Annotated in this window: 17 protein-coding genes; 5 read left to right on the plus strand and 12 right to left on the minus strand. The window is 45.8% G+C overall.

The window, feature by feature from the left end:
* Positions 1 to 40: 40 nt before the first annotated feature.
* From R7Q39_RS16940 to fabB, 4 genes are all read right to left on the minus strand, one after another.
* Positions 41 to 4,336, minus strand: a complete 4,296-nt coding sequence (locus tag R7Q39_RS16940) for a FimV/HubP family polar landmark protein (RefSeq protein WP_318076471.1) — start codon at positions 4,334 to 4,336, stop codon at positions 41 to 43.
* Between the two features lie 197 nt (positions 4,337 to 4,533).
* Complete coding sequence (locus tag R7Q39_RS16945) at positions 4,534 to 5,547, minus strand: aspartate-semialdehyde dehydrogenase (RefSeq protein WP_017635929.1); 1,014 nt, start codon at positions 5,545 to 5,547, stop codon at positions 4,534 to 4,536.
* Positions 5,544 to 6,677 carry a 4-phosphoerythronate dehydrogenase gene (locus R7Q39_RS16950; protein WP_318076472.1) on the minus strand — a complete coding sequence of 378 codons (1,134 nt, stop codon included), beginning with the start codon at positions 6,675 to 6,677 and terminating at the stop codon, positions 5,544 to 5,546. Before R7Q39_RS16950 ends, R7Q39_RS16945 begins: the two co-directional genes overlap by 4 nt.
* 340 nt (positions 6,678 to 7,017) lie before the next feature.
* A complete protein-coding gene (gene fabB, locus R7Q39_RS16955) occupies positions 7,018 to 8,229 on the minus strand; it encodes a beta-ketoacyl-ACP synthase I (protein ID WP_005380557.1) in 1,212 nt (403 codons plus the stop codon).
* A 128-nt stretch (positions 8,230 to 8,357) separates the two neighbouring features.
* Here fabB and mnmC point away from each other — a divergent pair, with 128 nt between their 5' ends.
* The gene (gene mnmC, locus R7Q39_RS16960; protein WP_064354220.1) at positions 8,358 to 10,376 is read left to right on the plus strand and encodes a bifunctional tRNA (5-methylaminomethyl-2-thiouridine)(34)-methyltransferase MnmD/FAD-dependent 5-carboxymethylaminomethyl-2-thiouridine(34) oxidoreductase MnmC; all 2,019 of its coding nucleotides are present in this window, start codon (positions 8,358 to 8,360) and stop codon (positions 10,374 to 10,376) included.
* A 76-nt stretch (positions 10,377 to 10,452) separates the two neighbouring features.
* On the opposite strand, the gene R7Q39_RS16965 is transcribed toward mnmC, so the two are convergent.
* From R7Q39_RS16965 to R7Q39_RS16975, 3 genes are all read right to left on the minus strand, one after another.
* Positions 10,453 to 10,977: an NADPH-dependent FMN reductase gene (locus R7Q39_RS16965; protein WP_005380552.1), complete on the minus strand. Its 525-nt coding sequence runs from the start codon at positions 10,975 to 10,977 to the stop codon at positions 10,453 to 10,455.
* Between the two features lie 146 nt (positions 10,978 to 11,123).
* Positions 11,124 to 11,387, minus strand: a complete 264-nt coding sequence (locus tag R7Q39_RS16970) for a YfcL family protein (protein ID WP_033907374.1) — start codon at positions 11,385 to 11,387, stop codon at positions 11,124 to 11,126.
* A 25-nt stretch (positions 11,388 to 11,412) separates the two neighbouring features.
* Positions 11,413 to 11,943 (minus strand): elongation factor P hydroxylase, encoded by a 531-nt coding sequence (locus tag R7Q39_RS16975; RefSeq protein ID WP_005380546.1) that lies wholly within the window; start codon positions 11,941 to 11,943, stop codon positions 11,413 to 11,415.
* A gap of 332 nt (positions 11,944 to 12,275) precedes the next feature.
* Between R7Q39_RS16975 and R7Q39_RS16980 the strand changes: the two genes are divergently transcribed.
* Positions 12,276 to 12,899 carry a trimeric intracellular cation channel family protein gene (locus tag R7Q39_RS16980; protein WP_005380544.1) on the plus strand — a complete coding sequence of 208 codons (624 nt, stop codon included), beginning with the start codon at positions 12,276 to 12,278 and terminating at the stop codon, positions 12,897 to 12,899.
* 223 nt (positions 12,900 to 13,122) lie between these two features.
* Here the strand turns inward: R7Q39_RS16980 and aroC are convergent, their stop codons facing one another.
* Both aroC and prmB read right to left on the minus strand, forming a co-directional pair.
* Positions 13,123 to 14,208, minus strand: coding sequence for a chorismate synthase (gene aroC, locus R7Q39_RS16985; RefSeq protein WP_033907375.1), 1,086 nt, complete (start codon positions 14,206 to 14,208; stop codon positions 13,123 to 13,125).
* A 180-nt stretch (positions 14,209 to 14,388) separates the two neighbouring features.
* Positions 14,389 to 15,321 carry a 50S ribosomal protein L3 N(5)-glutamine methyltransferase gene (gene prmB / locus R7Q39_RS16990; RefSeq protein WP_318076473.1) on the minus strand — a complete coding sequence of 311 codons (933 nt, stop codon included), beginning with the start codon at positions 15,319 to 15,321 and terminating at the stop codon, positions 14,389 to 14,391.
* Positions 15,322 to 15,383: 62 nt separating this feature from the next.
* On the opposite strand from prmB, the gene smrB reads away from it, so the two are divergent.
* Positions 15,384 to 15,914: an endonuclease SmrB gene (gene smrB, locus R7Q39_RS16995; RefSeq protein WP_318076474.1), complete on the plus strand. Its 531-nt coding sequence runs from the start codon at positions 15,384 to 15,386 to the stop codon at positions 15,912 to 15,914.
* Between the two features lie 96 nt (positions 15,915 to 16,010).
* Here the strand turns inward: smrB and sixA are convergent, their stop codons facing one another.
* Positions 16,011 to 16,475 (minus strand): phosphohistidine phosphatase SixA, encoded by a 465-nt coding sequence (sixA, locus tag R7Q39_RS17000; RefSeq protein WP_318076475.1) that lies wholly within the window; start codon positions 16,473 to 16,475, stop codon positions 16,011 to 16,013.
* A gap of 374 nt (positions 16,476 to 16,849) precedes the next feature.
* Here sixA and R7Q39_RS17005 point away from each other — a divergent pair, with 374 nt between their 5' ends.
* Together R7Q39_RS17005 and R7Q39_RS17010 are read left to right on the plus strand one after the other, a co-directional pair.
* Positions 16,850 to 19,627: an insulinase family protein gene (locus R7Q39_RS17005; RefSeq protein ID WP_017820804.1), complete on the plus strand. Its 2,778-nt coding sequence runs from the start codon at positions 16,850 to 16,852 to the stop codon at positions 19,625 to 19,627.
* A 167-nt stretch (positions 19,628 to 19,794) separates the two neighbouring features.
* Positions 19,795 to 20,049, plus strand: coding sequence for a hypothetical protein (locus R7Q39_RS17010; RefSeq protein ID WP_005384444.1), 255 nt, complete (start codon positions 19,795 to 19,797; stop codon positions 20,047 to 20,049).
* Positions 20,050 to 20,111: 62 nt separating this feature from the next.
* On the opposite strand, the gene fadJ is transcribed toward R7Q39_RS17010, so the two are convergent.
* Together fadJ and fadI are read right to left on the minus strand one after the other, a co-directional pair.
* Complete coding sequence (gene fadJ / locus R7Q39_RS17015) at positions 20,112 to 22,223, minus strand: fatty acid oxidation complex subunit alpha FadJ (RefSeq protein WP_005384446.1); 2,112 nt, start codon at positions 22,221 to 22,223, stop codon at positions 20,112 to 20,114.
* Positions 22,223 to 23,530, minus strand: coding sequence for an acetyl-CoA C-acyltransferase FadI (gene fadI / locus R7Q39_RS17020; RefSeq protein WP_213966702.1), 1,308 nt, complete (start codon positions 23,528 to 23,530; stop codon positions 22,223 to 22,225). Before fadI ends, fadJ begins: the two co-directional genes overlap by 1 nt.
* Positions 23,531 to 23,693: the final 163 nt, after the last annotated feature.

Genomic DNA, 23,693 nt, shown 5'->3' on the forward strand with positions numbered 1-23,693 from the left:
GACACAAAAAGGGTAGCAAACGCTACCCTTTTGTTTCGGTTTATCGGCCATTAATGGCGTCAATCAGGCTTTTTGCTTCGCGGCGAATATCATCCTCACCGTAAACAATCGCCTCTTCTAGTAGTTTAATCGCCCCTTGAGAATCGTTCATCTCGAGATAGATTTTAGCCAAATCCAGTTTCCCAGCCGCTTCAGCATTGTTATCTACGTCAATATCGCCGATCTCGCCGATAACATCTGGAAACTCGTTCAATCCGACATCGAGCTTAAGGTCTTCTTCTTCGAACTCACCACCTTCTCTGTCGACCTGAGCCATCAATTCATCAATCGTCATAAATTGATTTTTCTTCGGGTCGAAGTCATCCAAGTCGCTTTGCTCTGCCCAGTTTTCTTGCGCGATCTCTGGCTGACTTAGTGCATCACTCGAATTCCAAACATCACGCTGGTCCTCAGGCACTTCTTCAGTAGAACTTACGTTATCAGCAGCGGGTTTAAAGCCATCCCAATCATCTCCAACATCAAGCATGGTTTCAAAATCCATACCTGCACTTGCGATGGTGTCACTGTCTAGTTTACCTTCAAATACTTCTGAGTTTGCGTCTTCCGCAAGAAGGTTAGCCATTGATGATTCATCATCCAAATTACTGAGCGGCTCACCCTCTGTCGCTGTTGGCTGCACTTCTGGGTCAGTATCAAAGCCGTTTTGCTGCGCAAATACTTCAAACAAAGCATCATGATCGTTATCGGCTTGAATAGCTGGTCTCGATGTCTCTGCTTCAACCTTAGGGCTCTCTGGCGCACCCTCGTTCATTGACGCGAGAACATCTTCCTCATTGAACTCTGGAAGATCTTGGTCGTCAAAACTTAACTCTTCATCCTCACCGGAGATTGGTTCTATATCTGCAGTCTCAGAGCTCGGTAATTCTGGCTCTTCTTCCATCGACGCCAAGGCATCTTCTTCGCTGAACTCTGGCAAATCGAGCTCATCAAAATTGAACTCTTCTTCGGACTCAGCTGGCAAGTCGGCTTCAACCTGTTCTGGCTCAACGGACTCGGACGTTTCTAACGCAGGTTCGCCAGCCATAGACGCCAATGCGTCGTCTTCACTAAACTCAGGAAGATCCAGCTCGTCAAAATTGAACTCTTCTTCGGACTCAGCTGACAAGTCGGCTTCAACTTGTTCTGGCTTAACGGACTCGGACGTTTCTAACGCAGGTTCGCCAGCCATAGACGCCAGTGCATCTTCTTCACTGAACTCTGGCAAATCGAGCTCATCAAAATTGAACTCTTCTTCGGACTCAGTTGGCAAGTCGGCTTCAACTTGTTCTGGCTTAACGGACTCGGACGTTTCTAACGTAGGTTCGCCAGCCATAGACGCCAGTGCATCTTCTTCACTGAACTCTGGCAAATCGAGCTCATCAAAATTGAATTCATCTTCTGATTCAGCTGGCAAGTCTGCTTCAACCTGTTCTGGCTCAACGGACTCGGACGTTTCTAACGCAGGTTCGCCAGCCATGGACGCCAATGCGTCTTCTTCACTAAACTCAGGAAGATCCAGCTCGTCAAAATTGAACTCTTCTTCGGACTCAGCTGGCAAGTCGGCTTCAATTTGTTCTGGTTCAACGGACTCGGACGTTTCTAACGCAGGTTCGCCAGCCATAGATGCTAGAGCATCTTCTTCGCTGAATTCTGGAAGATCTAGCTCATCAAAATTGAATTCTTCTTCTGAATCGTTGGTCGACTCAGTTTCCGGCTCCAATTCAGGCTCATCCAGTAGCCAATCTTCTTCTTGTGGAACACCGAATTCATTCTCTATTGTATTTGGTGTCGGCGTGAAGGCTGGAATGTCTTCCTCTTGCTCAACGTGAGGCTGTACCTCAGCACCGGACTCCACGGATGGTTCTTGTGTTGAATCAGTATCGGTAGCCTCTTGTTGTAGTGATGAAGCTTCCTCTATCTCCGTTTGTGTTTTTTCAACTTGCTGCGGTAAATCGTCTTCACTATCAAATAGAGCGTCAAGTTCAGCAGAAAAATCCGCTTTTTCTTGTTCTGTTGGCAGAAGTTCTTCACTGTCTGACTCAAATAGGTCGTCTAGCTCGCTCATTAAAGGATCATTCTCTGGTGTGAGGTCCTCTAAATCACCAAGAAATTCATCGCTGCTAAATGGCTCTGAAGCAGCCTCTGGCTCGGTTAATGGTTGCTCTTTTGCAGCTTGTTGCGTGTCTGGTTGGCTTTCACTTAATAAAGCGTCGATGTCCAACCCAGACTCAATGTCCTGATCTTCATGAGTTTGTTCTGACTCAACTACGGAAGATGGCTTTTCGTCGGCGTCTGGCTCACCAAAACCAAGTGATTTCAGTAACTCTTCCTCTTCCGATTTATTCAGCTCTGGGCTCTCGTCCTCTCGAATCAGATCATCAAACGGATCTAAATCAGCTTCAGTCTCTTCATCAAGTTCAGAGGTAACATCATCAATGAGTTCATCCAGTAAGTCTGTGCTATCTGCGTCTAACTCTTCGATCGAGTCATCACCTTCAAAACCAGAGATTGCTTCTAGCTCGTTTAGTGGATCAAACTCGTCTGTGTCATCTTCATCAAAATCAATGAGTTCATCGAGTAGCTCTGTACTGTTTTCATCTAGAACAGGACCTTCATTGGCGTCAGCTTCTCGAACTTCCGATTCACTAGCCGGTTGTTCATACTGGGCCAATAGCTTATCGATATCGTCGTCAGATGCCTCTCCTACACTAAAGTCATCATCCGAAACGGGCTGTTTTAACTCAGGCTCATCAGTATCTAAATCGAAGTCATCGTTGCCAAGTTCAGCAAACAAGTCATCAAGCATATCCTGGTCGACAGTGTCACTTGGTAACTCTTCTGACGGCTCATCGGCTGCAAGTAACTCGGCAAATGCGTCGTCTGAAAGCGAGTCTGATTTCTCATTCACATCATCCGAAAGATCGAAGCCAGACTCATCGTCATCGAGCACTTCTAGTTCTGGAGCAACCTCATCTAAGGCTCGCTCCATTTCTTCTAAACCAAGCGCTTTTTCTTCGCCGTTGACTTGGATACCATTGTTCGATGACTCAAACTCATCCAGACCAACATCTAGGTCACCGTCATCGCCAATATCTGCAAATGGGTCATCGTCCCCTTCCAGATTGAAATCAAGTTCTTCATCGTCGAGGTTAGCAAAGACGTCTTCTTCTAAATCTGACTTCTCTTCTTGTAAAGACTGTGTGTTGATATCTTCATCTGCAAACAATTCATCATCAAGCGTGAGCTCTTCATCAAGCTCATCCGCCGCCGCTAAACCGATTGGCGCCGCTAGAGGATCAACGTTTTGCTGTTCCTGTGCAGCCGCTTCTTCCCCTTTCGCTTTAGAGCGTCGACCAAGAAGCATAACAACTAGCAACGCAATCAAAGCACCAGGAATTAATGCCGCAAGACCAACAAGCCAACCATTAGACAAAATTTTGTCCATGGTGCTTGGTTGCATGCGCTGTTGTTCAGCAAGGCGCTGGCGCTCTTCTGCAAGCAGTTTCTCGACTTCTGAGCGAATGCGTTCTTCGTCATTCAGCTCGCTTTTCAAAGTTTCGACTTCGCTTTGCACTTCTGACAGCATCAATCGAAGACGATGGTTCTTCTCTTCTAATGACTCTAATTCACTTTGTGAGCCTTGAAGTTTGTCCTTTAGCGCACTGACCTGCTTTTCTCCCTGCGGAGAGGTGGTTACTGGTGGCGCAGGGATGACTGGTATTGTTTTCGGAGTTGGTTTTGGCTCCGTTGCTGCCACTGTCTCTGGCTTAGCCGCAGGTTTGGGTTCTACTTTAATTTGTGGCTTTGGTTGCTCGGTGACTCGTTGTGCTGGCGTCGCTCTATTTGTCGGCTTCGGCTGTTTTAACTTAGCTTCATGCGCCTTCATAATCGCAACAGCTTGCGCTGTGGTCGCGCTTTGCACTTGCTCTAGAGAAGGTACTCGTAGCCGACTCCCTGGGATCAATTCATGAATGTTTTGGTTCTCAAACGCTTGAGGGTTAATTCGGTAAATGGCAAGAAGCGTTTGTTGAACGGTAACACCGCGTGAAGGTCGTAATTCTGAAGCGATCGACCATAGTGTTTGATTTTCACCAGTCGGACCAAAGAAACGTGACGGTTGAGTATTCGCAGGAGGAGCAGGTAATGCTCGCTCAATATCTTCAGCATAGCTCGGAGATGATTGCACTTCACCAGACGGTCCAACAAGACGAATTCCTTCGGCTTGAACCACTGATGATGTCTGAGTCGCGCTCATCAACACAAGGGCTGCTAACAAACGCTTATAATTTTGACGCATAGAAGGCTCAGTTTTGTGCTAGATACAATTTGAAATGGTGATCGGTTAAATATATCGGATATCGCATGCAAAACTATAGCGTTGAGAATAAAAAATGTGTGGCTCTCGCCATATTCGTACTAATCTCACACTATTTTGTTTCGTTCGTACAAAAAAGCCTCGCACTGTGCGAGGCTTTGAAATGAACTGTAAGCGACTTAGTAGTAATCGCGGATCAGAACTTCTGCGATTTGCACCGCGTTAGTTGCCGCGCCTTTACGCACGTTATCAGCAACAACCCACAGGTTTACGCCGCTATGATGGCTGATATCGTTACGGATACGACCAACCATTACATGGTCCTTACCGCCCGCATCGCGAACTTGTGTAGGGAAGTCTTCACCGTGGAACACTTCGATACCATCAGTTTGTTCAAGCAAGTTAACGACTTCTTGTGCATCGATAGGTGAACGAGTCTCAATGTGAAGTGCTTCTGCGTGACCGTAGAATACAGGAACACGTACACACGTTGGATTGACTGCGATTGATGGATCGTTAAAGATCTTCTGTGTTTCCCACACCATTTTCATTTCTTCTTTGGTGTAGCCGTTTTCCATCATCTGATCGATTTGTGGAATACAGTTAAACGCGATCTGTTGAGAGAATTGCTTCTTGTCTGCGGGCAGACCGTTTAGCAGCTTCGCCGTTTGACCTGCTAGCTCATCGATACCCGCTTTGCCTGCACCAGACACCGATTGGTAAGTTGATACGTTAATACGCTCAATGCCCACCGCATCGTGAATTGGTTTTAGTGCCACCAGCATTTGGATGGTTGAACAGTTCGGGTTCGCGATGATGTTACGGTTACGAAACTCTGCAATCGCTTCTGGGTTTACTTCTGGCACAACAAGAGGAATGTCGTACTCGTAACGGAAGTGTGATGTATTGTCGATAACAATCACGCCCTCATCAGCGGCAATTGGAGCCCACTTGGCTGATAGCTCACCACCAGCAGAAAACAGTGCGATATGCGCTTGAGACCAATCGAACTCTTCTACGTTTTGAACGCGTACCGTTTTACCATTGAAGCGGTAAGTCTTGCCTTCGCTGCGCTCACTCGCGAGTAGGAAGATTTCGCCTACTGGGAATTTGCGCTCTTGAAGCACATCCAAAATTGTTTCACCGACCGCACCGGTCGCACCTAAAATGGCAACATTATATTGCTGGCTCATTGACTTACCTCAATCTGAAAACCTAGTTCTGCTAATGGAGCAAGGTTACATGTTTTGTTACCCACTAGCGTGACAGCGCTGTATTCACGGCGATCCCAGTAGTTTTTACGCATCAGGTCAAAAGCACCTGGCTTACTGATTTCACGGCGGAAAAGGGCGTCATCTCTACGCACATCATAGATTAACTGCGTGATGTTATGCAGTGTTGCTTCGTCCCAAGCTCTGTCCAATACCATAGTAGGAACAGGCGCGGTTGGCAGTAAATCGCTGGCATGCGCACGTAATTCGTTATTTAAGAACTCACAATAGCTGTTGAAAATCATCGTCGTACCGCGAGCTTTCCCTTCCAGACCATAGCCTGCAACGTGAGGGGTTGCGAATGCTAGCAGAGGCAGAAGCCCCATATCAACCTCTGGTTCAAATTCAAATACGTCAAGTGCCGCTGTAAAGCCATCGTTTTTCAAAAGACGTTGCTTCAAAGCAGCGTTGTCAACGATGGGACCTCGAGCCGCGTTAATCAAAATTTGATCGCTGCGGAGACCATTTAATACATTCTCATCAATCAAATGATGCGTTGGGTATGGGCCATCTTTGGTGATTGGCGTATGTAGTGTAATGATGTCTGAGCTTTCAATCAGTTCTGTCAACGGAGTAAAGCTACGAGGATCACCAGCCTCTTGTTTGAATGGGTCATTGATGAGAACTTTCATACCCATGCCTTTCAAACATTTCTCTAGGTAGCTACCTACTTGGCCTGCACCAATAATACCTACTGTCTTGTCAAATACCGAGAAACCTTGTTGCTGAGCGAGCACCATCATCACGCTGAACGCGTATTCCGCCACACCCACTTTGTTACACCCTGGCGCCGCAGTGAAGAAAATACCTTTCTCTTTTAAAAGTGCTTGGTCAACATGATCCATGCCTGCCGTGGCCGTACCAACAAACTTCAGCTTGTTTGCTTTGCTGATCAGGTCAGCATTCACTTTGGTGACTGAGCGAATCATTAGGGCATCAACATCCACTAAATCATCGGCGGTCAGTGTACGACCTGGTTTTAGAATTACGTTACCGAGTTGGCTGAATAGCTCTTCAGCATACGGCATATTTTCATCAACAATAATTTTCATAACGCCAGCGTTCTAACATCCATTTGTAAGAGTTCGTTTATTCGCAAGATGCGAAACTAAAGCGATTGTGCCCTTTTCCCGAAAAATCTCAAGATATAACACCAATAAACCTCAAGGAGGTAACTCCTATAGAATCGATTGACGGGAAGCCTAGAGAAAAGCAGAAACAGAGAAAAGAAAAAGCCCGGCTAAATAGCCGGGCAAAGTTCCAGAACAAAAGGATCCTATCCCGCTCTCCATGGGATAGAGTCTGCGTCTGTTCGATCAGTGTGACTGATCAAGCTCTGGAAACTGGATTGTTGGCGTTTACAGTACTCTCGCAAGGCGCCAACAAATTCAGTTAACCTTGGTACTTTTTAATAACCAAAGTTGCGTTTGTGCCGCCAAAGCCAAAGCTGTTTGACATTACGGTCGTTAGCTCTGCATCACGTGCTTCTGTCACGATGTCCAGACCTTGTGCTGCTTCGTCCAAGTTTGAAATATTGATGCTTGGAGCAATGAAGTTTTTGTCTAGCATAAGTGTTGAGTAAATTGCTTCGTGCACGCCCGCTGCGCCGAGTGCGTGGCCAGTCATTGCTTTTGTTGCAGAGATTGCAGGGCTGTTCTCACCAAACAATTGTTGGATAGCACCAAGCTCTTTCACGTCACCAACTGGTGTCGATGTGCCGTGCGTGTTGATGTAATCCACACCATCAACGTCTTGCATCGCCATCTTCATACAACGAATTGCGCCTTCACCTGATGGCGCTACCATGTCGTAGCCATCTGATGTCGCACCGTAACCTACGATTTCACCGTAGATTTTCGCACCACGTGCCAGTGCGTGCTCTAGTTCTTCAATAACCAGCATGCCGCCGCCGCCCGAGATAACAAAACCGTCACGGTCTGCATCGTATGTACGAGATGCTTTGTCTGGCGTGTCATTGTATTTGGTTGACAGTGCGCCCATCGCATCAAACATCATAGTTTGAGACCAATCTAGCTCTTCGCCGCCACCAGCAAAAACAATATCTTGTTTGCCTAGTTGAATAAGCTCCATAGCATGGCCGATACAGTGTGCAGATGTTGCACATGCAGAGCTCATTGAGTAGTTCACGCCACGAATCTTAAATGGCGTAGCAAGACAGGCAGAAACAGTAGAAGACATAGTACGAGGAACCATGTAAGGACCAACTCGCTTTACGCCTTTGGCGCGCATCGTGTCTGTCGCTACCGTTTGATTGTATGCAGAAGCACCGCCAGAACCTGCAACGATACCGGTACGATCGTTTGAAACCTGTTCTTCTGTAAGACCAGCGTCTGCGATTGCCTGCTCCATTGATAGGTATGCATAAGCAGCCGCATCACCCATAAAGCGCATCTGCTTACGGTCGATGTGTTCCGCCGGGTTGATTTTTAGGTCACCCCATACTTGCGAACGAAGACCGTGTTCTTTGAACTGCTCAGATGCAGTGATGCCAGATTTGCCCGCTTTAAGAGACGCTAGAACTTCTTCGACGTTGTTACCGATACTTGAAACAATACCCATACCGGTGATTACGACTCGTTTCATTATGACATTCCTATAATTCAAAAATCCGCTAGATGATAACTAAGATAGTCAACAAAAGTGGTCAGCTTTCCCATAAATTCGTACAATCGCCCCATTCTTACCGCGCCAAATCACAAATTTGCACCATTATGACTTCAATAAAAAACGCAGAACTTGGTTGGAACGAAGCTGGTACTCCGGTTTCAGACCAATTTGATGATGTTTACTTCTCTAACGTAAACGGTCTTGAAGAGACACGCTACGTTTTCTTAAAACAAAATCATCTCCCAGAAAGATGGCAGGAATTTGACCAAAGACGTTTTGTCATTGGTGAAACAGGATTTGGCACGGGATTAAACTTCTTAGCAGTATGCCAGTGGTTTAGTGAGTTTCGTCGTCAGCATCCGGACGCAACATTGAAAGAGCTGCATTTTATTAGCTTTGAAAAATACCCATTAAGCAAAGCCGATTTAAAGAAGGCGCATGAAGCTTGGCCTGAGCTAGCTGAGTACGCGGAAAAGTTACAAAAGCACTACCCTGCCGCTGTGCCGGAGTGTCATCGCATTGTTTTAGAAGACGGCGCAATCACACTCGACCTTTGGTTTGGTGACATTAAAGACTGCATGCCGCAAGTTCCATACAACGAACAAGGTTTGATTGATGCTTGGTTCTTAGATGGATTCGCGCCAAGCAAAAACCCAGAAATGTGGAACCAAGGCCTGTTCAACAACATGGCAAAGCTAGCCAAGCAAGATTGTACAGTTGCCACGTTTACCGCAGCAGGCTTTGTACGTCGTGGTTTGAACGAAGCTGGCTTTACAATGAAAAAGGTGAAAGGTTTCGGCACTAAGCGAGAAATGATCGCCGGCTCTATGGAGCAACGTGAAAAGCAGTCGAACCATCTCCCTTGGTTCAATCGCTCAGCATCTAGCAATCTTGATTCGATTGCCATCATTGGTGGTGGTATAGCTAGCGCGGCGTTAGCGAAAACGTTAGTTCGTCGTGGCCAAAACGTCACCCTTTACTGTAAAGACAAACAACCAGCCAAAGGAGCTTCAGGCAATCGACAAGGAGCCGTTTATCCACTGCTTAATGGCCCGCACACGGGTGTTTCACGAGTGTTTGCTCCTGCATTTTTGTTCGCACGTCAGTTTGTTGAACAAGCAGCACAAGAGATCGATTTTGATCATGACTGGTGTGGCGTAACTCAGTTGATGTGGGATGACAAATCCACAGACAAACTGGAGAAAATGCTTGCGGGTAACTTCACTCCAGAGCTCATTCACAAGCTGTCCGCCGAGGAGACTGCGAACACTATCGGGTTACCTATTGATATGGCGTCTGTGCACTACCCAATGGGAGGGTGGCTGTGCCCTGCCGAGTTAACTCGCGGGTTAATTAAACAATTGGAGAAGACGTCGTTACTCTCAACGAAGTTTGAACACCATGTTGAGGCATTAGATTGGGATGAAAAGCGTCAGTTCTGGCTACTAACGGCGAGTGGTCAAACATTTGAGCACTCAACGGTTGTAATTGCGAACGGCCATGAGTTCCAGACATTGAGTCAAACCGCTTCCCTACCAATGGGACAAGTGAAAGGACAAGTCAGTCATGCGCCAGCAACAGAAACGCTGAGTCAGCTGAAAACGGTGTTGTGTTACGACGGTTACATGACACCTGTTAACCCAAGTAATCAACACTTGTGTATCGGTGCAAGCTACGACCGCAGTCACCTTGACTACGAATTTGATGAAAACGCCCAAAAAGATAATGCGGAAAAGCTAGTGAAATGTGTACCGAATCAAACATGGGCAAAAGAGGTAGATATCACTGATAATCAATCTCGCCAAGGTATTCGTTGTGTTAGCCGAGATCACTTACCATTTGTCGGGAATGTGGGTGACTTTGAGACGATCAAAACGCAATACGCCAACTTACAAAATCAAAAAGCAGAAGAGGTAGAAACCATTCATCAGTACCCTAACCTATTCTGCTTCTTAGGTTTAGGATCTCGTGGACTGAGCTCTGCACCATTATTAGCTGAAGTGTTGGCCTCCCAGATCTGTGGGGACCCGCTGCCATTACCGGTTGATGTATTGACCGAACTTCACCCAAGTCGAATGTGGGTTCGTAAACTAAGAAAAGGCAAAGCCATTACCGAGCTGTAAGAGTATTCTCTCGTTTTAATTCCCGACACAGATACGTGTCGGGAATCGCTAACTCACTAAGTTGCTCGTACTGAGATTACTTCAGCAGTGCAACTGCCTGTTTCACTTGCTCTGCCACTTCTGGGTTTACAACCTTACCCGATTCCACGTCAAAATTTTCGTAGAAGCTCGGCACAGATAACGATGCCTTTACATCCGCGCCAAAAAATTGAGCAGAACCTGTCGCCGCCGCAAGAACACTTTGTGCACCACCGGGACCTGGGGAAGTTGCTAAATAAACGACAGGTTTGTTTTGAAATACATTACGCTCAATGCGCGTCGCCCAATCGAACAAGTTTTTATAGGCCGCTGGGTACGAACCGTTGTGCTCTGCGAAGGAAACAACGAGAGCGTCAGCCTCCGCCAAGTCACGTAAAAACGCGACAGCCCCTTCAGCTTGACCTATTTCTTTCTCTTTGTCCTCGCTAAACATTGGCGCTTGATAATCGTTTAAGTCTAGAACATTCACTTGAGCGCCTTCGACTTGATTTGCTGCGTATGTAGCAAGTAGTTTGTTGATTGAGGTAGAGCTGGTAGATGCACCAAATGCGACAATTTTCATGGTTGTAATCCTTTGTTCACGTTTTATGCTGATCAGAATAAAAGTTGAACAGTTTCGCTACAACCACAAAAATTTTATTGAGAGGTTCGAATTTTTCGAAGTAGTAAATGACTAGGATTAAATAAAGGGAGAACGCTGCTTAGGGATTAAGCCTGAGCCTGGAGCTCTTGCCACAAATCACTGACAATCACGCGATCGGCCGGGCTTAACTCGGTACGCGAATCTTCTAAGCTGCTCTCAATGCGTGACTTCAGCTCAGCAATATCGCTAATCCCTTCTTCTTCACAAGACGCCGCGGATAAAGAGATGTGACCACGTAAATAACCACCAGCAAACAATTCATCGTCAGATGCTGTTTCAATTCGAGCATCAATCAGTTCCAGTAGTTTTTCTTCAAATTCAATAATCATGGTGTATCTCTGAGGTTATTAGTGGTTATTTAACGCAAAAGTCCGACGCTTCCAGTGGCTTAGTTTGATAAAATGCGCGCAGGGCATCAGAAAGCATTTTCACTCGCAAAGGCAAGCCAACGTCCAAAATACCTAGCACTTCTTTATGCACTTTTTTCATAAAGCCGAGCCTATCTGGTTCAAAATCGCCGTGTAGATTGTCACAACTCACCGTAAAAGGGAAGCCAGCGCTTTGTGCCAGAATCCATTCATAAGCTTGAGGTCGCACTTCAACTTTCTCAAACTCCGCTTGAACTTCTGCTGTTCGCCCATCAGGTTCATACCAATAACCAAAATCTTCCAGCAAACGACGCTCTGGACCAGCCACACACCAATGCGAGATCTCGTGTAAAGCAGAGGCGTAAAAACCCCGAGCAAAAATAATCCGATGATGAGGGTGTTCATCATCAGCAGGAAGATAAATAGGCTCATCACCACCTAACTCTAATTTCGTATTAAATTGTTCTAAAAAGGTGTCATTAAAAATGGTGATTAAGTCTTGGTATTCGTGGGTCATCGTCGAGTTTGTACTTCAGTTTGACATGCGCTGCATATTGTCGCTGTTTTTAGCTATGAGGTAAAGGCAACCCCACATTTTTGGTTATTAGTTGAATTTATCTGAACATCGCTTTCTCCATACAATTTCTCATTCGTCAGCGTACTTATTTACCACTACACTCTCGCCTTATTTTGATGCCGTTCAAACCGCTATTTTTAAGCCGTTTGATTACAAGCATGTTGCTGGTTTTAATCACTTTTTAAGAGAGATAGAACCGTTTGTAAGTGTTGTTACTTCGCCTACGCTGATTCTCGTAGAACGTAGTGACTTTTTACGTTGAGTGTTTCCCTATGTTGCTAAGTGTGTTGTATATCATTGGTATCACGGCTGAAGCCATGACAGGTGCGTTAAGTGCTGGTAGAAGAAAGATGGACTGGTTTGGTGTTATGTTGGTGGCCAGCGCAACGGCCATTGGTGGTGGCACCGTACGTGACATTCTATTAGGCCACTACCCTCTTGGTTGGGTAAAAAACCCAGAGTTCCTTGCAATTACGTGTGTTGCAGGTGTGCTAACAACAGGTTTAGCGAAATGGGTGATTAAGCTGAAAGGTCTGTTCATTCGCCTCGATGCATTAGGTTTAATCGTGTTTAGTATCATCGGAACAAAAATTGCGATGGGCATGGGCTTGCACCCTGGTATTTGTATGGTTTCAGCGTTAGTAACTGGTGTATTCGGTGGGCTACTTCGCGACTTAATCTGTCGCCAAACACCATTGGTACTGCATGAAGAGCTTTACGCTTCTGTCGCGCTTATCGCATCAGGAATGTACTTAGCGCTATTAGAATTCAATGTTCCCGATGTCACTGCCACTATTATTACACTGGTTACTGGTTACATGTTGCGTATGGCTGCGGTACGCTTTAAGTGGCGTCTGCCTTCTTTCCATTTGGAAACCGAAGGCTCGATTCATTAAGCAAAAACTACTTAAACAAAAAAGGTTGCCTGATAAAATTGTGCCACCCGCGATTCAGTGAGTGGCATAATTTTATATTCAGTCATCCTGAACAGCGACGAAGGAGCATGATTCAGGATCTATTATCCGAGCACTCTGTTGTCAGAGATGTTTCTTTCTCTTTTCATCGTGCTGAAATTAGATTCCTAGTCTCGCTATAGCTCGCTGGAATGACACAAAGCTCTTAAATCTTCGGTGTTTCAGTTGTTACGCCATGGTTTTGACCACGGTGGCGTAGTAAATGATCCATCACCACAATAGCCAGCATCGCTTCTGCGATAGGCACAGCACGAATACCCACACATGGGTCATGACGACCTTTGGTGATCAACTGAGTTGGTTCACCTTCTTTTGTGATGGTCTCACCCGGCACAGTGATACTTGATGTTGGCTTAAGCGCAATGTTTGCGACAATGTCTTGACCAGTCGAGATACCACCAAGAATGCCACCCGCATGATTACTACCAAAACCTTCAGGAGCAAGCGTATCACGGTGCTGACTGCCTTTTTGGTTTACCACCTCGAAACCGTCTCCGATTTCTACGCCTTTCACCGCGTTGATGCTCATTAGTGCGTGCGCGATGTCTGCATCCAGACGGTCAAATACGGGTTCCCCGAGACCAACAGGCACGTTAGTTGCCACAACCTGGATTTTTGCGCCAATAGAGTCGCCTTCTTTTTTCAGGTCACGGATAAGTTGGTCAAATGCTTCTACTTTGTCAGCATCAGGGCAGAAGAATGCATTGTTCTCGATTTCGCTCCAATCTACCTTGTCGATAGATACATCACCCATTTGTGACAAGTAAGCACGAATCTCAACACCAAACTCATCTTTTAAGTATTTCTTCGCGATTGCACCAGCCGCCACACGCATTGCGGTTTCACGAGCTGAAGAACGGCCGCCACCGCGATAGTCGCGGATGCCGTATTTTTGGTGGTAAGTGTAATCAGCATGACCCGGTCTGAACTTATCTTTGATGTCAGAGTAGTCTTTTGAGCGCTGATCGGTGTTTTCAATTAGCAAACCGATCGATGTGCCCGTGGTTTTGCCTTCAAAAACGCCAGAAAGAATTTTAACTTCATCCGGTTCACGACGTTGTGTGGTGTAACGTGATGTGCCTGGACGACGGCGGTCGAGATCGATTTGTAGATCTGCTTCTGTAATTTCCAACCCCGGAGGACATCCGTCTACGATACATCCCAGTGCGATACCGTGACTTTCCCCGAATGTCGTCACTCGGAAATGTTGTCCGATACTGTTTCCTGCCATTACTTCCTCAAGTTTTTATCGCCACGCTCTCTCAAAACAGAGCATAGCTGCTTTCCAATTCTTCGTGGATTCATAGTGGCTTTATTACGTTTTGATGTAAAGAGTTAATATCGGCGAGGTATGCATAAAAAAAACACCGAGCATAAAGCTCGGTGTTTTGATGTTTAGTGCAAGACTCTATTAGTCTTTGTACAGTTTAAACTCTTCTGCACACTCAACCAGCTGGTCACGCGTTAGCATAAATACGCCATGACCGCCGTTCTCGAACTCAATCCAAGTAAATGGAATCTCTGGATACTGTTCCATCATATGAATCATTGAGTTTCCGACTTCACAAATAAGAATGCCGTTATCTGTTAGATAATCTGGCGCGTTAGCAAGAATACGACGCACTAGTTTTAGACCATCCGTACCCGCGGCTAAACCAAGCTCAGGCTCATGCGTGAACTCATCTGGCAGGCTGTTCATGTCTTCTTCATCCACATATGGTGGGTTGGACACGATTAGATTGTATTTCTCTTTTGGAAGATCACGGAACAAATCAGAGCGAATTGGGAACACTTGCTGCTCCATACCGTGAGCTTGTACGTTTTGCTCAGCCACTTGTAGAGCATCTGTAGAGATGTCGATCGCATCCACTTCTGCTTCAGGGAAAGCGTGCGCACAAGCAATCGCAATACAACCAGAACCCGTACATAGGTCCATGATGCGCGTAGGTTCTTCCACCAACCAAGGTTGGAATTCCGCTTGAATCAATTCGCCGATAGGAGAGCGTGGCACAAGTACACGCTCATCAACGAAGAACTCAAGACCGCAGAACCATGCTTTGTTTGTTAGGTATGCTGTTGGCGTACGCTCGTTGATGCGTTTTACTACGCGCTCAACAATACGCAGACGCTCGCTTGTCGTTAGGCGAGAGTTCAATACGTGCGGAGGCACATCAATCGGCAAGTATAAGGTTGGCAGGATAAGCTGAACAGCTTCATCCCACGCATTATCAGTACCATGACCGTAAAACAGGTTCGCTGCATTAAAGCGGCTTACCGTCCAACGAATCATATCTTGAAGGGTATGCAGTTCCGATACCGCTTCTTCTACAAAAATCTTATCCAAAATTGCCTCCGAAAAGCGCTACAATACTGCCAATAAAGTTTATTAATGAAATTGTTTACCTAATGAGCAAAAAAGACACCGAGAACGATGACGATTTCGCCTTGTTTCAGGAAGCAGTACAGGGCGTAAAAAAGTTGCGACAGGATACCATAATCCAGCAACCAAAAAAAAATACTAAGCAAAAAGAAATCAAGCGCTCCAACCGTGAAGCGAGTGACTCTGAATTTTACTTTTCAGATGAGTTTGTCCCTCTATTAAACGATGAAGGTCCAACTCGTTATGCACGTGACGACGTCTCCACTTATGAAGTCAAACGTCTACGTCGTGGCGTGTATATACCGGACGTGTTCCTCGATATGCACGGCATGACACAGCAAGAAGCAAAACGCGAGCTTGGTGCGATGATAGCCTATTGCATCAAAAACGAGATTCATTGTGCGTGTGTGCAACATGGTATTGGGAAACACATCCTGAAACAGAAAGCCCCACTTTGGTTAGCACAGCATCCTGACGTTATGGCTTTTCACCAAGCGCCACTAGAATTTGGTGGTGATGGTGCGTTGTTAGTGTTGCTTTCTATTCCTGAAAAGTAACAGGCTTGCTGTAGACACGACGAAACGAAAAGGCAGGGATCTCCTGCCTTTCTTATTCTGTCTCTAATTTGCAAACGCTTATTTTGGTTTAGACACTTATGGCGTAATATACCAAAGCACTTCACCATTTTGTGTTTGTAAATCATATTCAATGCACACTAGCCCTGATGTAGGAAACATCGGTGGTGTCATGTCTTTTACAAACTCTGAAGTCAGATAACCGACCAAAGGCAAATGCGATACGAACAAAAGCGAGTCCAATTGTTCGACTTCGATTAATGCACTTGCGAAATCGAAGACATGCTCGGACTGGCCATAAGGTGTAATATCTTCACAAGTTTCAATGCTTTTTGCAGAGAAATACGCACTGATCTCTTGCCAAGTTTGTTGAGCTCTAATGTACGGACTCACCAACACTTTATCGAATTGCGCAAAACCCTGTTCTTTACAGGCTCTCGCAACCGCTTCTGATTCGACTCTGCCTCTTGGGGTCAATTGTCGTGCTGCGTCTGAATCTGCAAAATGCTCGGCTTCACCGTGACGCATGATGAATATTTTCATGTTATTTCCTAGGGATAGCTAACGCTACCAAAAGGTTGACTGCTATCTTTATTAGATAGACGGGGCTAACTTTAACAATGACGAAACAAAAATACTGATATAATTATCTGTTCATTATACCAATTCGCTTGTTAAAGATAGCGACTTTCTTAACAATCTATTAAAAGAATGTACTCAGTTCATCACACTATTTAACTGTGCAATGAGTTCAGAGCATTCACTCAAACAGTTCTTCCCCATACGCAAACGCGATGGGCCTGTGCAGAAGTCTACGAATAACAAAAATACGGCAAGCAGTATTTGTCGAAACGCAAACTTTGCGCCCCCCGCGAGGGGAGCCTAAATTACTGTAATGCGAAATCTGGAGACGCATCGTGCATCTAAGTCCTAACGATTCAAATCAATACCGCTACATTACCTTGAGCAATGAACTGCGTGTACTGCTGATTCATTCCGATACAGCTCAACAGTCGGCAGCTGCTCTGGCAGTGAACGTTGGACACTTCGACGACCCAAACGATCGCCAAGGTCTGGCACACTATTTAGAACACATGCTTTTTTTGGGTACGGAAAAATACCCTAAAGTGGGCGAGTTTCAAAGCTATATTAGCCAACACGGTGGAACAAACAACGCTTGGACTGGTACAGAGCACACTTGTTTCTTTTTCAATATTGCTCCAAATGCCTTTGAAAGTGCCTTAGATCGATTTAGCCAATTTTTTACCGCACCTTTGTTTAACGAAGAAGCATTAGACAAAGAACGCCAGGCTGTCGACTCCGAATACAAGCTCAAACTCAATGATGATTCTCGTCGCCTGTATCAAGTTAACAAAGAAGTCATCAATCCAGAGCACCCGTTTTCAAAATTCTCTGTCGGAAACTTAGATACTCTTGGCGACCGAGATGGTAAATCCATCCGCGACGAAATTGTGGAGTTTCACCACTCTCAGTATTCCGCCGATTTGATGACACTGACTCTATTTGGGCCACAGCCGCTCGATGAACAGCAAGCTTGGGTAGAAGCCATGTTTGCCGACATCCCAAATCACCATCTTCGTGGAAAATCGATTGATGTACCGATCGGCACTGAGGAAAGCACGGGCATTTTGGTTCAAGTCGAGCCGCTCAAAGAGTTCCGTAAACTGATTCTCACATTCCCCATGCCGGGAATGGATGCGCATTATAGCGTGAAGCCACTCTCCTACTTTGCTCACCTGTTGGGTTATGAAGGAGAAGGCAGTTTGATGCTTCAACTCAAAGAAAAAGGCTGGATTACTTCTCTCTCAGCGGGCGGCGGCGCGAGTGGCAGTAACTACCGAGACTTTACCGTAAGCTGCACCCTGACGCCAAACGGCTTAGATCATGTTGATGATATCGTTCAAGCGGTTTTTCAATACCTCTCGATGATCAAACAAGGCGGGTTAGATGAATGGCGCTATCTCGAAAAACAAGCGGTATTAGAATCGGCTTTCCGCTTCCAAGAGCCATCGCGCCCAATGGATCTCGTCAGCCATCTGGTGATCAACATGCAGCACTATCAACCGGAAGACACGGTTTATGGTGACTACAAAATGGCGGGCTACGATGAAGAGTTACAGCGTTCATTGCTGCGATACTTAACCATCGATAATGTGCGCGTCACTTTGATTGCTAAAGGCCTGGAATACAATCGTACTGCCGAATGGTACTTTACCCCGTACTCCGTCACGCCTTTTAGTGAAGACCAACGTCGTTTCTATCAACAAATCGATCCAAGCTGGCAATTCGTCTTACCGGAAAAGAACCCTTATATTTGCTACGATCTCGACCCCATGCCACTCGAAAATGGTGATTCACTGCCAGAGTTGATTGAGGATCTCGAAGGGTTTCGGCTGTGGCATTTGCAAGATGACGAATTTCGCGTGCCCAAAGGTGTCGTTTATGTCGCTATCGACAGCTCTCATGCCGTTGCATCACCAAAGAACATCGTCAAAACGCGCTTATGTGTAGAGATGTTCCTCGATTCGCTAGCAAAAGAAACCTATCAAGCAGAAATCGCAGGGATGGGTTACAACATGTATGCTCACCAAGGTGGCGTGACCTTAACCCTCTCAGGGTTCAGTCAAAAGCTGCCTCAGTTGCTAGAAATGATTCTGCACCGTTTTGCTTCTCGAGATTTCAGCCCTGCTCGCTTTGAAACCATCAAACAACAACTGTTACGAAACTGGAGAAATGCTTCACAAGATCGCCCTATTTCGCAGCTGTTTAACGCACTTACTGGGTTACTTCAACCCAATAACCCGCCTTTCGCAACCTTAGTCGAAGCGCTAGAAGAAATCGAAGTCGATGAACTCTCGGTATTCGTAGAATCCATTCTTGCAGAACTGCACGTTGAAATGTTTGTTTACGGAGACTGGCAACGCCAGCAAGCCCATGACATGGCAACGACCTTAAAGGATGCTCTAAGAGTTAACGAGCAACGTTATGAAGAGACACTTCGTCCGCTCATTATGCTAGGTAAAAATGGCAGTTTTCAACGTGAGGTGCATTGTAACCAGCAAGATTCCGCGGTCGTTATTTACCACCAGTGCGAGGATATTGAACCTCGTAGTATCGCGCTATACTCATTGGCCAATCACCTTATGTCGGCAACGTTTTTCCACGAAATCCGTACCAAGCAGCAATTAGGTTACATGGTAGGCACTGGCAATATGCCGCTAAATCGTCACCCTGGTATTGTACTGTATGTGCAGTCACCTAATGCAGCACCTGCCGAGCTGGTTACCTCAATCGATGAGTTTTTAAATGCCTTTTATATGGTGTTGTTAGAGTTAAACGATTACCAATGGCACAGCAGTAAGCGCGGCTTGTGGAACCAAATAGCAACGCCGGACACCACACTTCGAGGTCGGGCTCAACGTCTTTGGGTTGCGATAGGAAATAAAGACACTGAGTTTAACCAACGTGACAAGGTACTGGCGGAGTTGAAGAAGCTGACGCGCGCAGACATGATTCGCTTCGTTGTGAACGAATTGAAACCTCGTACTGCAAATCGTTTGATCATGCACTCTCAAGGTCAAGCGCATTCGGAGGCTCCGCGCATCCATCTAGGACAAGAAATAGGATCGATTGAAGAGTTCCAACTTCGGCCAAAAGATTGCGGCTTGGGGTGATCTAGTTGCGCAGAAATAAAATTGTCGATTACTAGAATGAACCTACAAACCCATGAGGTTGTCGGTCTCATAGATTGAATCGGCACCATAATTGGCAGAAAATTGAAATTGCGCCATTGCGGCTTATGCTCTAATTACCGCACTAAAAATAACTTAATGAGGTAATCATGAAAAAAGCACTTTTACTTGTGGCTCTTATACTGCCATTGGCATCTGCTCACGCTGAAATCTCAGTCAAAGGCGATGGTTTCGAACTAAGTGACGACTGTGTGCGCCTTAGCGGAGACAATGTATCCATCAAATCAGATGATTGCTCTTCAAAACAGTGGAATGATAAAGACAAAAAAGGTAATAGCAGCGTTCATGGGGACGACAACCCTGGTAAAGGCCACAATAAAGATAAGAAAGACAAGAAGAAGTAACCATTTCTTCTTTATGAAAAAGGCTTGCCACTGGCAAGCCTTTTTCTCTACCGAAGCAACCTTTAATAGAACGTTGTCCCTTCACCAGCTCGAGTAAGCAAACCATCACATGGCGCGTAACGATCGCCATATTTCGATGCAAACTCATTCATTTTCTCTACGAGCTCTTTAATGCCAAATTGGTCCATGTAACGGAACGGGCCACCCAAGAACGGTGGGAAACCAATACCAAATATCGCGCCAATATCACCGTCACGTGGCGAGCGAATGATGCCATCATCCAAACAACGTACCGCTTCATTCAGCATTGGCAGCACACAGCGCAACGCAATATCGTTATCGCTTAGCTTAGATTCAGGGTCGAGTTTAAGCAGTTTGTAAACTGATTTGTCGACATCTTTCTTCTTGCCCTTGTAAGTGTAAAAGCCCTTACCACTCTTGCGTCCTTTACGTCCATCATTTAACAAGATATCAAACACATCCGGGCCTTTGAATCGGTCACCTAACTCATTAACCAGAATCGGCATAATTTTCGCGCCAATGTCGACACCGACTTCATCCAGTAAGGTAATCGGGCCGACAGGGAAACCAAAGTCAAGCAACGCCGTATCAATCTTTTCGATCGGTTCGTTAGCCAGCAGAATATGCGCCGCTTCGTTCATGTATGGCGCAAGAATGCGGTTCACGTAAAAGCCCGCTTTGTCTTTCACTACGATCGGGGTTTTACCTTGCTTCTTAGCAAGTGCAACAACTGTTGAAACGGTTTCATCTGACGTCGTTTCATGCGGAATCACTTCCACCAAAGGCATTTTTTCTACTGGGCTGAAGTAATGCAAACCAACTACGTTTTCTGGACGCTCTGCTTTTTCTGCAATTTTGTGGATAGGCAACGAAGAAGTATTGGTCGCAAAGATAGTTTCTGTCTTAGCGTTCGCTTCAATGTCCGCCACCATTTTTTGCTTAAGATCTAAGTCTTCAAAAACGGCTTCAATTACGACATCAATATGATTAAAACTGGTAAAATCGACACCACCAGACAGTTGCAGCATTTTCGCTTGCAGATCGGCCTTGGATAGAATGCGACGTTTGCGCTGTTTCTCAAATAACTTGTAGTTGTAGTTGAGCGCGTTTAAAACGCCATCGTTGCTAACGTCTTTGATGCGAACAGGTACTTTTGCTTTTGCAACAGACACATGGCTGATTCCGGCGCCCATCAGACCACCACCAAGCACACCAACTTTATGAACTGGTGCTGGTTTCGCATCCGTGCCATTTTCTTTCTTCATTTCTGTTGTGGCAAAGAAGATCGAACGGAGCGCTTTTGACTCTGAGCTCATCACAAGCTCACCGAAGCGCTTCGCTTCAAGTTCTTGACCTTTAGCGAAGCCTTTCTCTAAGCCATGTTGAATAACTTCTAGAATTGCAACCGTTGCTGGATAGTTACCGCGAGTTTTTTGATTCGTTTTCTTCGCAGCTTGCTCAAATACAAACTTGCGCCCTAGCCCGCTACCAGACATCACCTTTTCTTTCGTCGATAGCTTTTTCGTGCCCTTGTTTTTACCTTTGTCGATAAACTGTTTTGCTACGTCGAGCAAAATGGTGTCAGGCACACAGGCGTCCACAACGCCCAATTTTTTAGCTTTCTTCGCACGAAGTTGTTTACCCGTCAGGATCAAGTCCAACGACGGTAACAGGCCAATCAAACGTGGCAGACGCTGAGTACCACCAGAACCTGGCAATAAACCAAGTTGTACTTCTGGCAGACCTAAACGCGTTTTGTCAGAATCCGTACAAACACGATAATCACATGCAAGAGCCAGTTCTAAACCACCGCCCAAACATGGGCCATGAATAGCCGCAACGACAGGATACGGTAAGTCCGATAGCTGCTGGAACAACTCCTGACCCTGCCTTGCTAAGGCTTCCGCTTCACTTGCTGTGGTGCATGCTTCTAGCATTCTAACATCTGCGCCCGCAACAAAATTGTCCGGTTTTAGGGAGTGGATGATCATCCCTTTAATACCACTGGAGTCTTTTAGCTGAGCAAAAATTTCTTTCATTTCGTCAGCAAAAGCCGCCTGCAGCGTATTCATTTTTTCATTAGGAACATCGATGGCTAACCAAGCAATATTTTGCTCATCAACCTTTAGACTAAATGCTTTTTGCTCGCTCATTACTCAACCTCCAGAATCATTGCCGCACCAAGACCACCAGCAGCACATGCGGTATTCAATGCAATACCACCGCCACGGCGTTTTAGCTCTCGTAGGGTTTGCGTCATCATACGCGCACCAGTCGCAGCAAATGGGTGACCATAAGCAATTGATCCGCCAAGCACGTTGAACTTATCCATGTCAATTTCACCAATCGCTTTTGAGCGACCAAGGTTTTCTTGAGCAAACTTATCGGAAGCAAACATCTTCACATTCGCCAATGCTTGAGCAGCAAAGGCCTCGTGCATGTCGATCAACGTCAAATCTGACAGTTCCAAGCCTGTATTTTCAAGCACTTTCGCTGTGGCATAAGTCGGACCCATCAGCATGTCCTTTTCCACGCCGATAGCAGAGAATGCATAACCTCGGATGTAACCAAGAATCTCCATTCCGAGCTCTTTCGCTTTACCTTCTCGCATCAACATCACTGCCGCACCACCATCAGTCAATGGCGTACTGTTCGCAGCCGTAACACTGCCATACTGACGATCAAACGCAGGTCGCAATTTTGCGTATCCCTCAACCGTTGAGTCATGACGAATATTGTTATCTTCCGAAATCCACTTTTTGTATGGTTCAGGGAAAGCCGTCATCACTTCACCTTGGATTTTTCCTTCTTTCCAAGCTTGAGAAGCCAGCGTATGAGAACGATGTGCAAGCGCATCCTGTTCTGCGCGAGAAATACCATGTGTTTTAGCCATTTGCTCTGCAGTTTGTCCCATGGATAAACCCGTAGAGTACTCTGCTACTGCTGGTGGCACTGGCATCAGGTCTTTAAAGCTCAAGTTTTTGAGGATACTAAGCTTCTGACCCATTGTTTTTGTCTTACTAAGAGCAAGCAGATTAGCGGCCAATTTCTTTGATACGCCAATAGGCAGGACGGAAGAAGAGTCTGCACCGCCAGCAATACCAATATCGATGGTTCCCGCCATGATGCTTTCTGCGACATTAACTGCCGCTTGAAAACTCGTTGCGCACGCTCGAGTCACACTGTAAGCATCAGTATGGATGTTCATACCGGTGCCTAACACGATTTCTCGTGCGATGTTTGGCGCTTCAGGCATTTGTACTACTTGTCCAAATACCACTTGTTCGATTAGCTTCGGATCAATATCTGTTCGAGCAAGCATTTCGCTTACTACCATTTTCCCTAAATCGACCGCTGGCACTTGGCTAAATTCCGTGCTTTGACGAGCAAAGGGAGTTCGAAGCCCCGCGACAATAGCGACACGCTCACCATTGCGTGTTTTTACTTCCTGCTTGCCCATTGTTTCTCCTTAAATACAAGAGGTCTGACCTGATGCATTGTAATGAATTTGTTAAATTTATCAAACGTGCGTTTAAATAAACGTGAAGCAAGTAGTTCAATTACTCTACTTCTTTGATTCTTATGCGATTACTAATGGTTAACTATAGAGAGTTAAAACGGTA

Source organism: Vibrio sp. 947 (genome assembly GCF_033339115.1).
Taxonomy (GTDB): domain Bacteria; phylum Pseudomonadota; class Gammaproteobacteria; order Enterobacterales; family Vibrionaceae; genus Vibrio; species Vibrio alginolyticus.

Bases quoted from the DNA above. Each gene is read 5' to 3' on its own strand.
- fabB (WP_005380557.1), bottom strand. From the start codon at position 8,229: ATGAAACGAGTCGTAATCACCGGTATGGGTATTGTTTCAAGTATCGGT.
- R7Q39_RS16950 (WP_318076472.1), bottom strand. From the start codon at position 6,677: ATGAAAATTATTGTTGATGAAAATATGCCGTATGCTGAAGAGCTATTC.
- aroC (WP_033907375.1), bottom strand. From the start codon at position 14,208: ATGGCAGGAAACAGTATCGGACAACATTTCCGAGTGACGACATTCGGG.
- smrB (WP_318076474.1), top strand. From the start codon at position 15,384: ATGAGCAAAAAAGACACCGAGAACGATGACGATTTCGCCTTGTTTCAG.
- mnmC (WP_064354220.1), top strand. From the start codon at position 8,358: ATGACTTCAATAAAAAACGCAGAACTTGGTTGGAACGAAGCTGGTACT.
- R7Q39_RS17010 (WP_005384444.1), top strand. From the start codon at position 19,795: ATGAAAAAAGCACTTTTACTTGTGGCTCTTATACTGCCATTGGCATCT.
- R7Q39_RS16940 (WP_318076471.1), bottom strand. From the start codon at position 4,336: ATGCGTCAAAATTATAAGCGTTTGTTAGCAGCCCTTGTGTTGATGAGC.
- fadI (WP_213966702.1), bottom strand. From the start codon at position 23,530: ATGGGCAAGCAGGAAGTAAAAACACGCAATGGTGAGCGTGTCGCTATT.
- sixA (WP_318076475.1), bottom strand. From the start codon at position 16,475: ATGAAAATATTCATCATGCGTCACGGTGAAGCCGAGCATTTTGCAGAT.
- R7Q39_RS16980 (WP_005380544.1), top strand. From the start codon at position 12,276: ATGTTGCTAAGTGTGTTGTATATCATTGGTATCACGGCTGAAGCCATG.
- R7Q39_RS16975 (WP_005380546.1), bottom strand. From the start codon at position 11,943: ATGACCCACGAATACCAAGACTTAATCACCATTTTTAATGACACCTTT.
- fadJ (WP_005384446.1), bottom strand. From the start codon at position 22,223: ATGAGCGAGCAAAAAGCATTTAGTCTAAAGGTTGATGAGCAAAATATT.
- R7Q39_RS16970 (WP_033907374.1), bottom strand. From the start codon at position 11,387: ATGATTATTGAATTTGAAGAAAAACTACTGGAACTGATTGATGCTCGA.
- R7Q39_RS16945 (WP_017635929.1), bottom strand. From the start codon at position 5,547: ATGAGCCAGCAATATAATGTTGCCATTTTAGGTGCGACCGGTGCGGTC.
- R7Q39_RS16965 (WP_005380552.1), bottom strand. From the start codon at position 10,977: ATGAAAATTGTCGCATTTGGTGCATCTACCAGCTCTACCTCAATCAAC.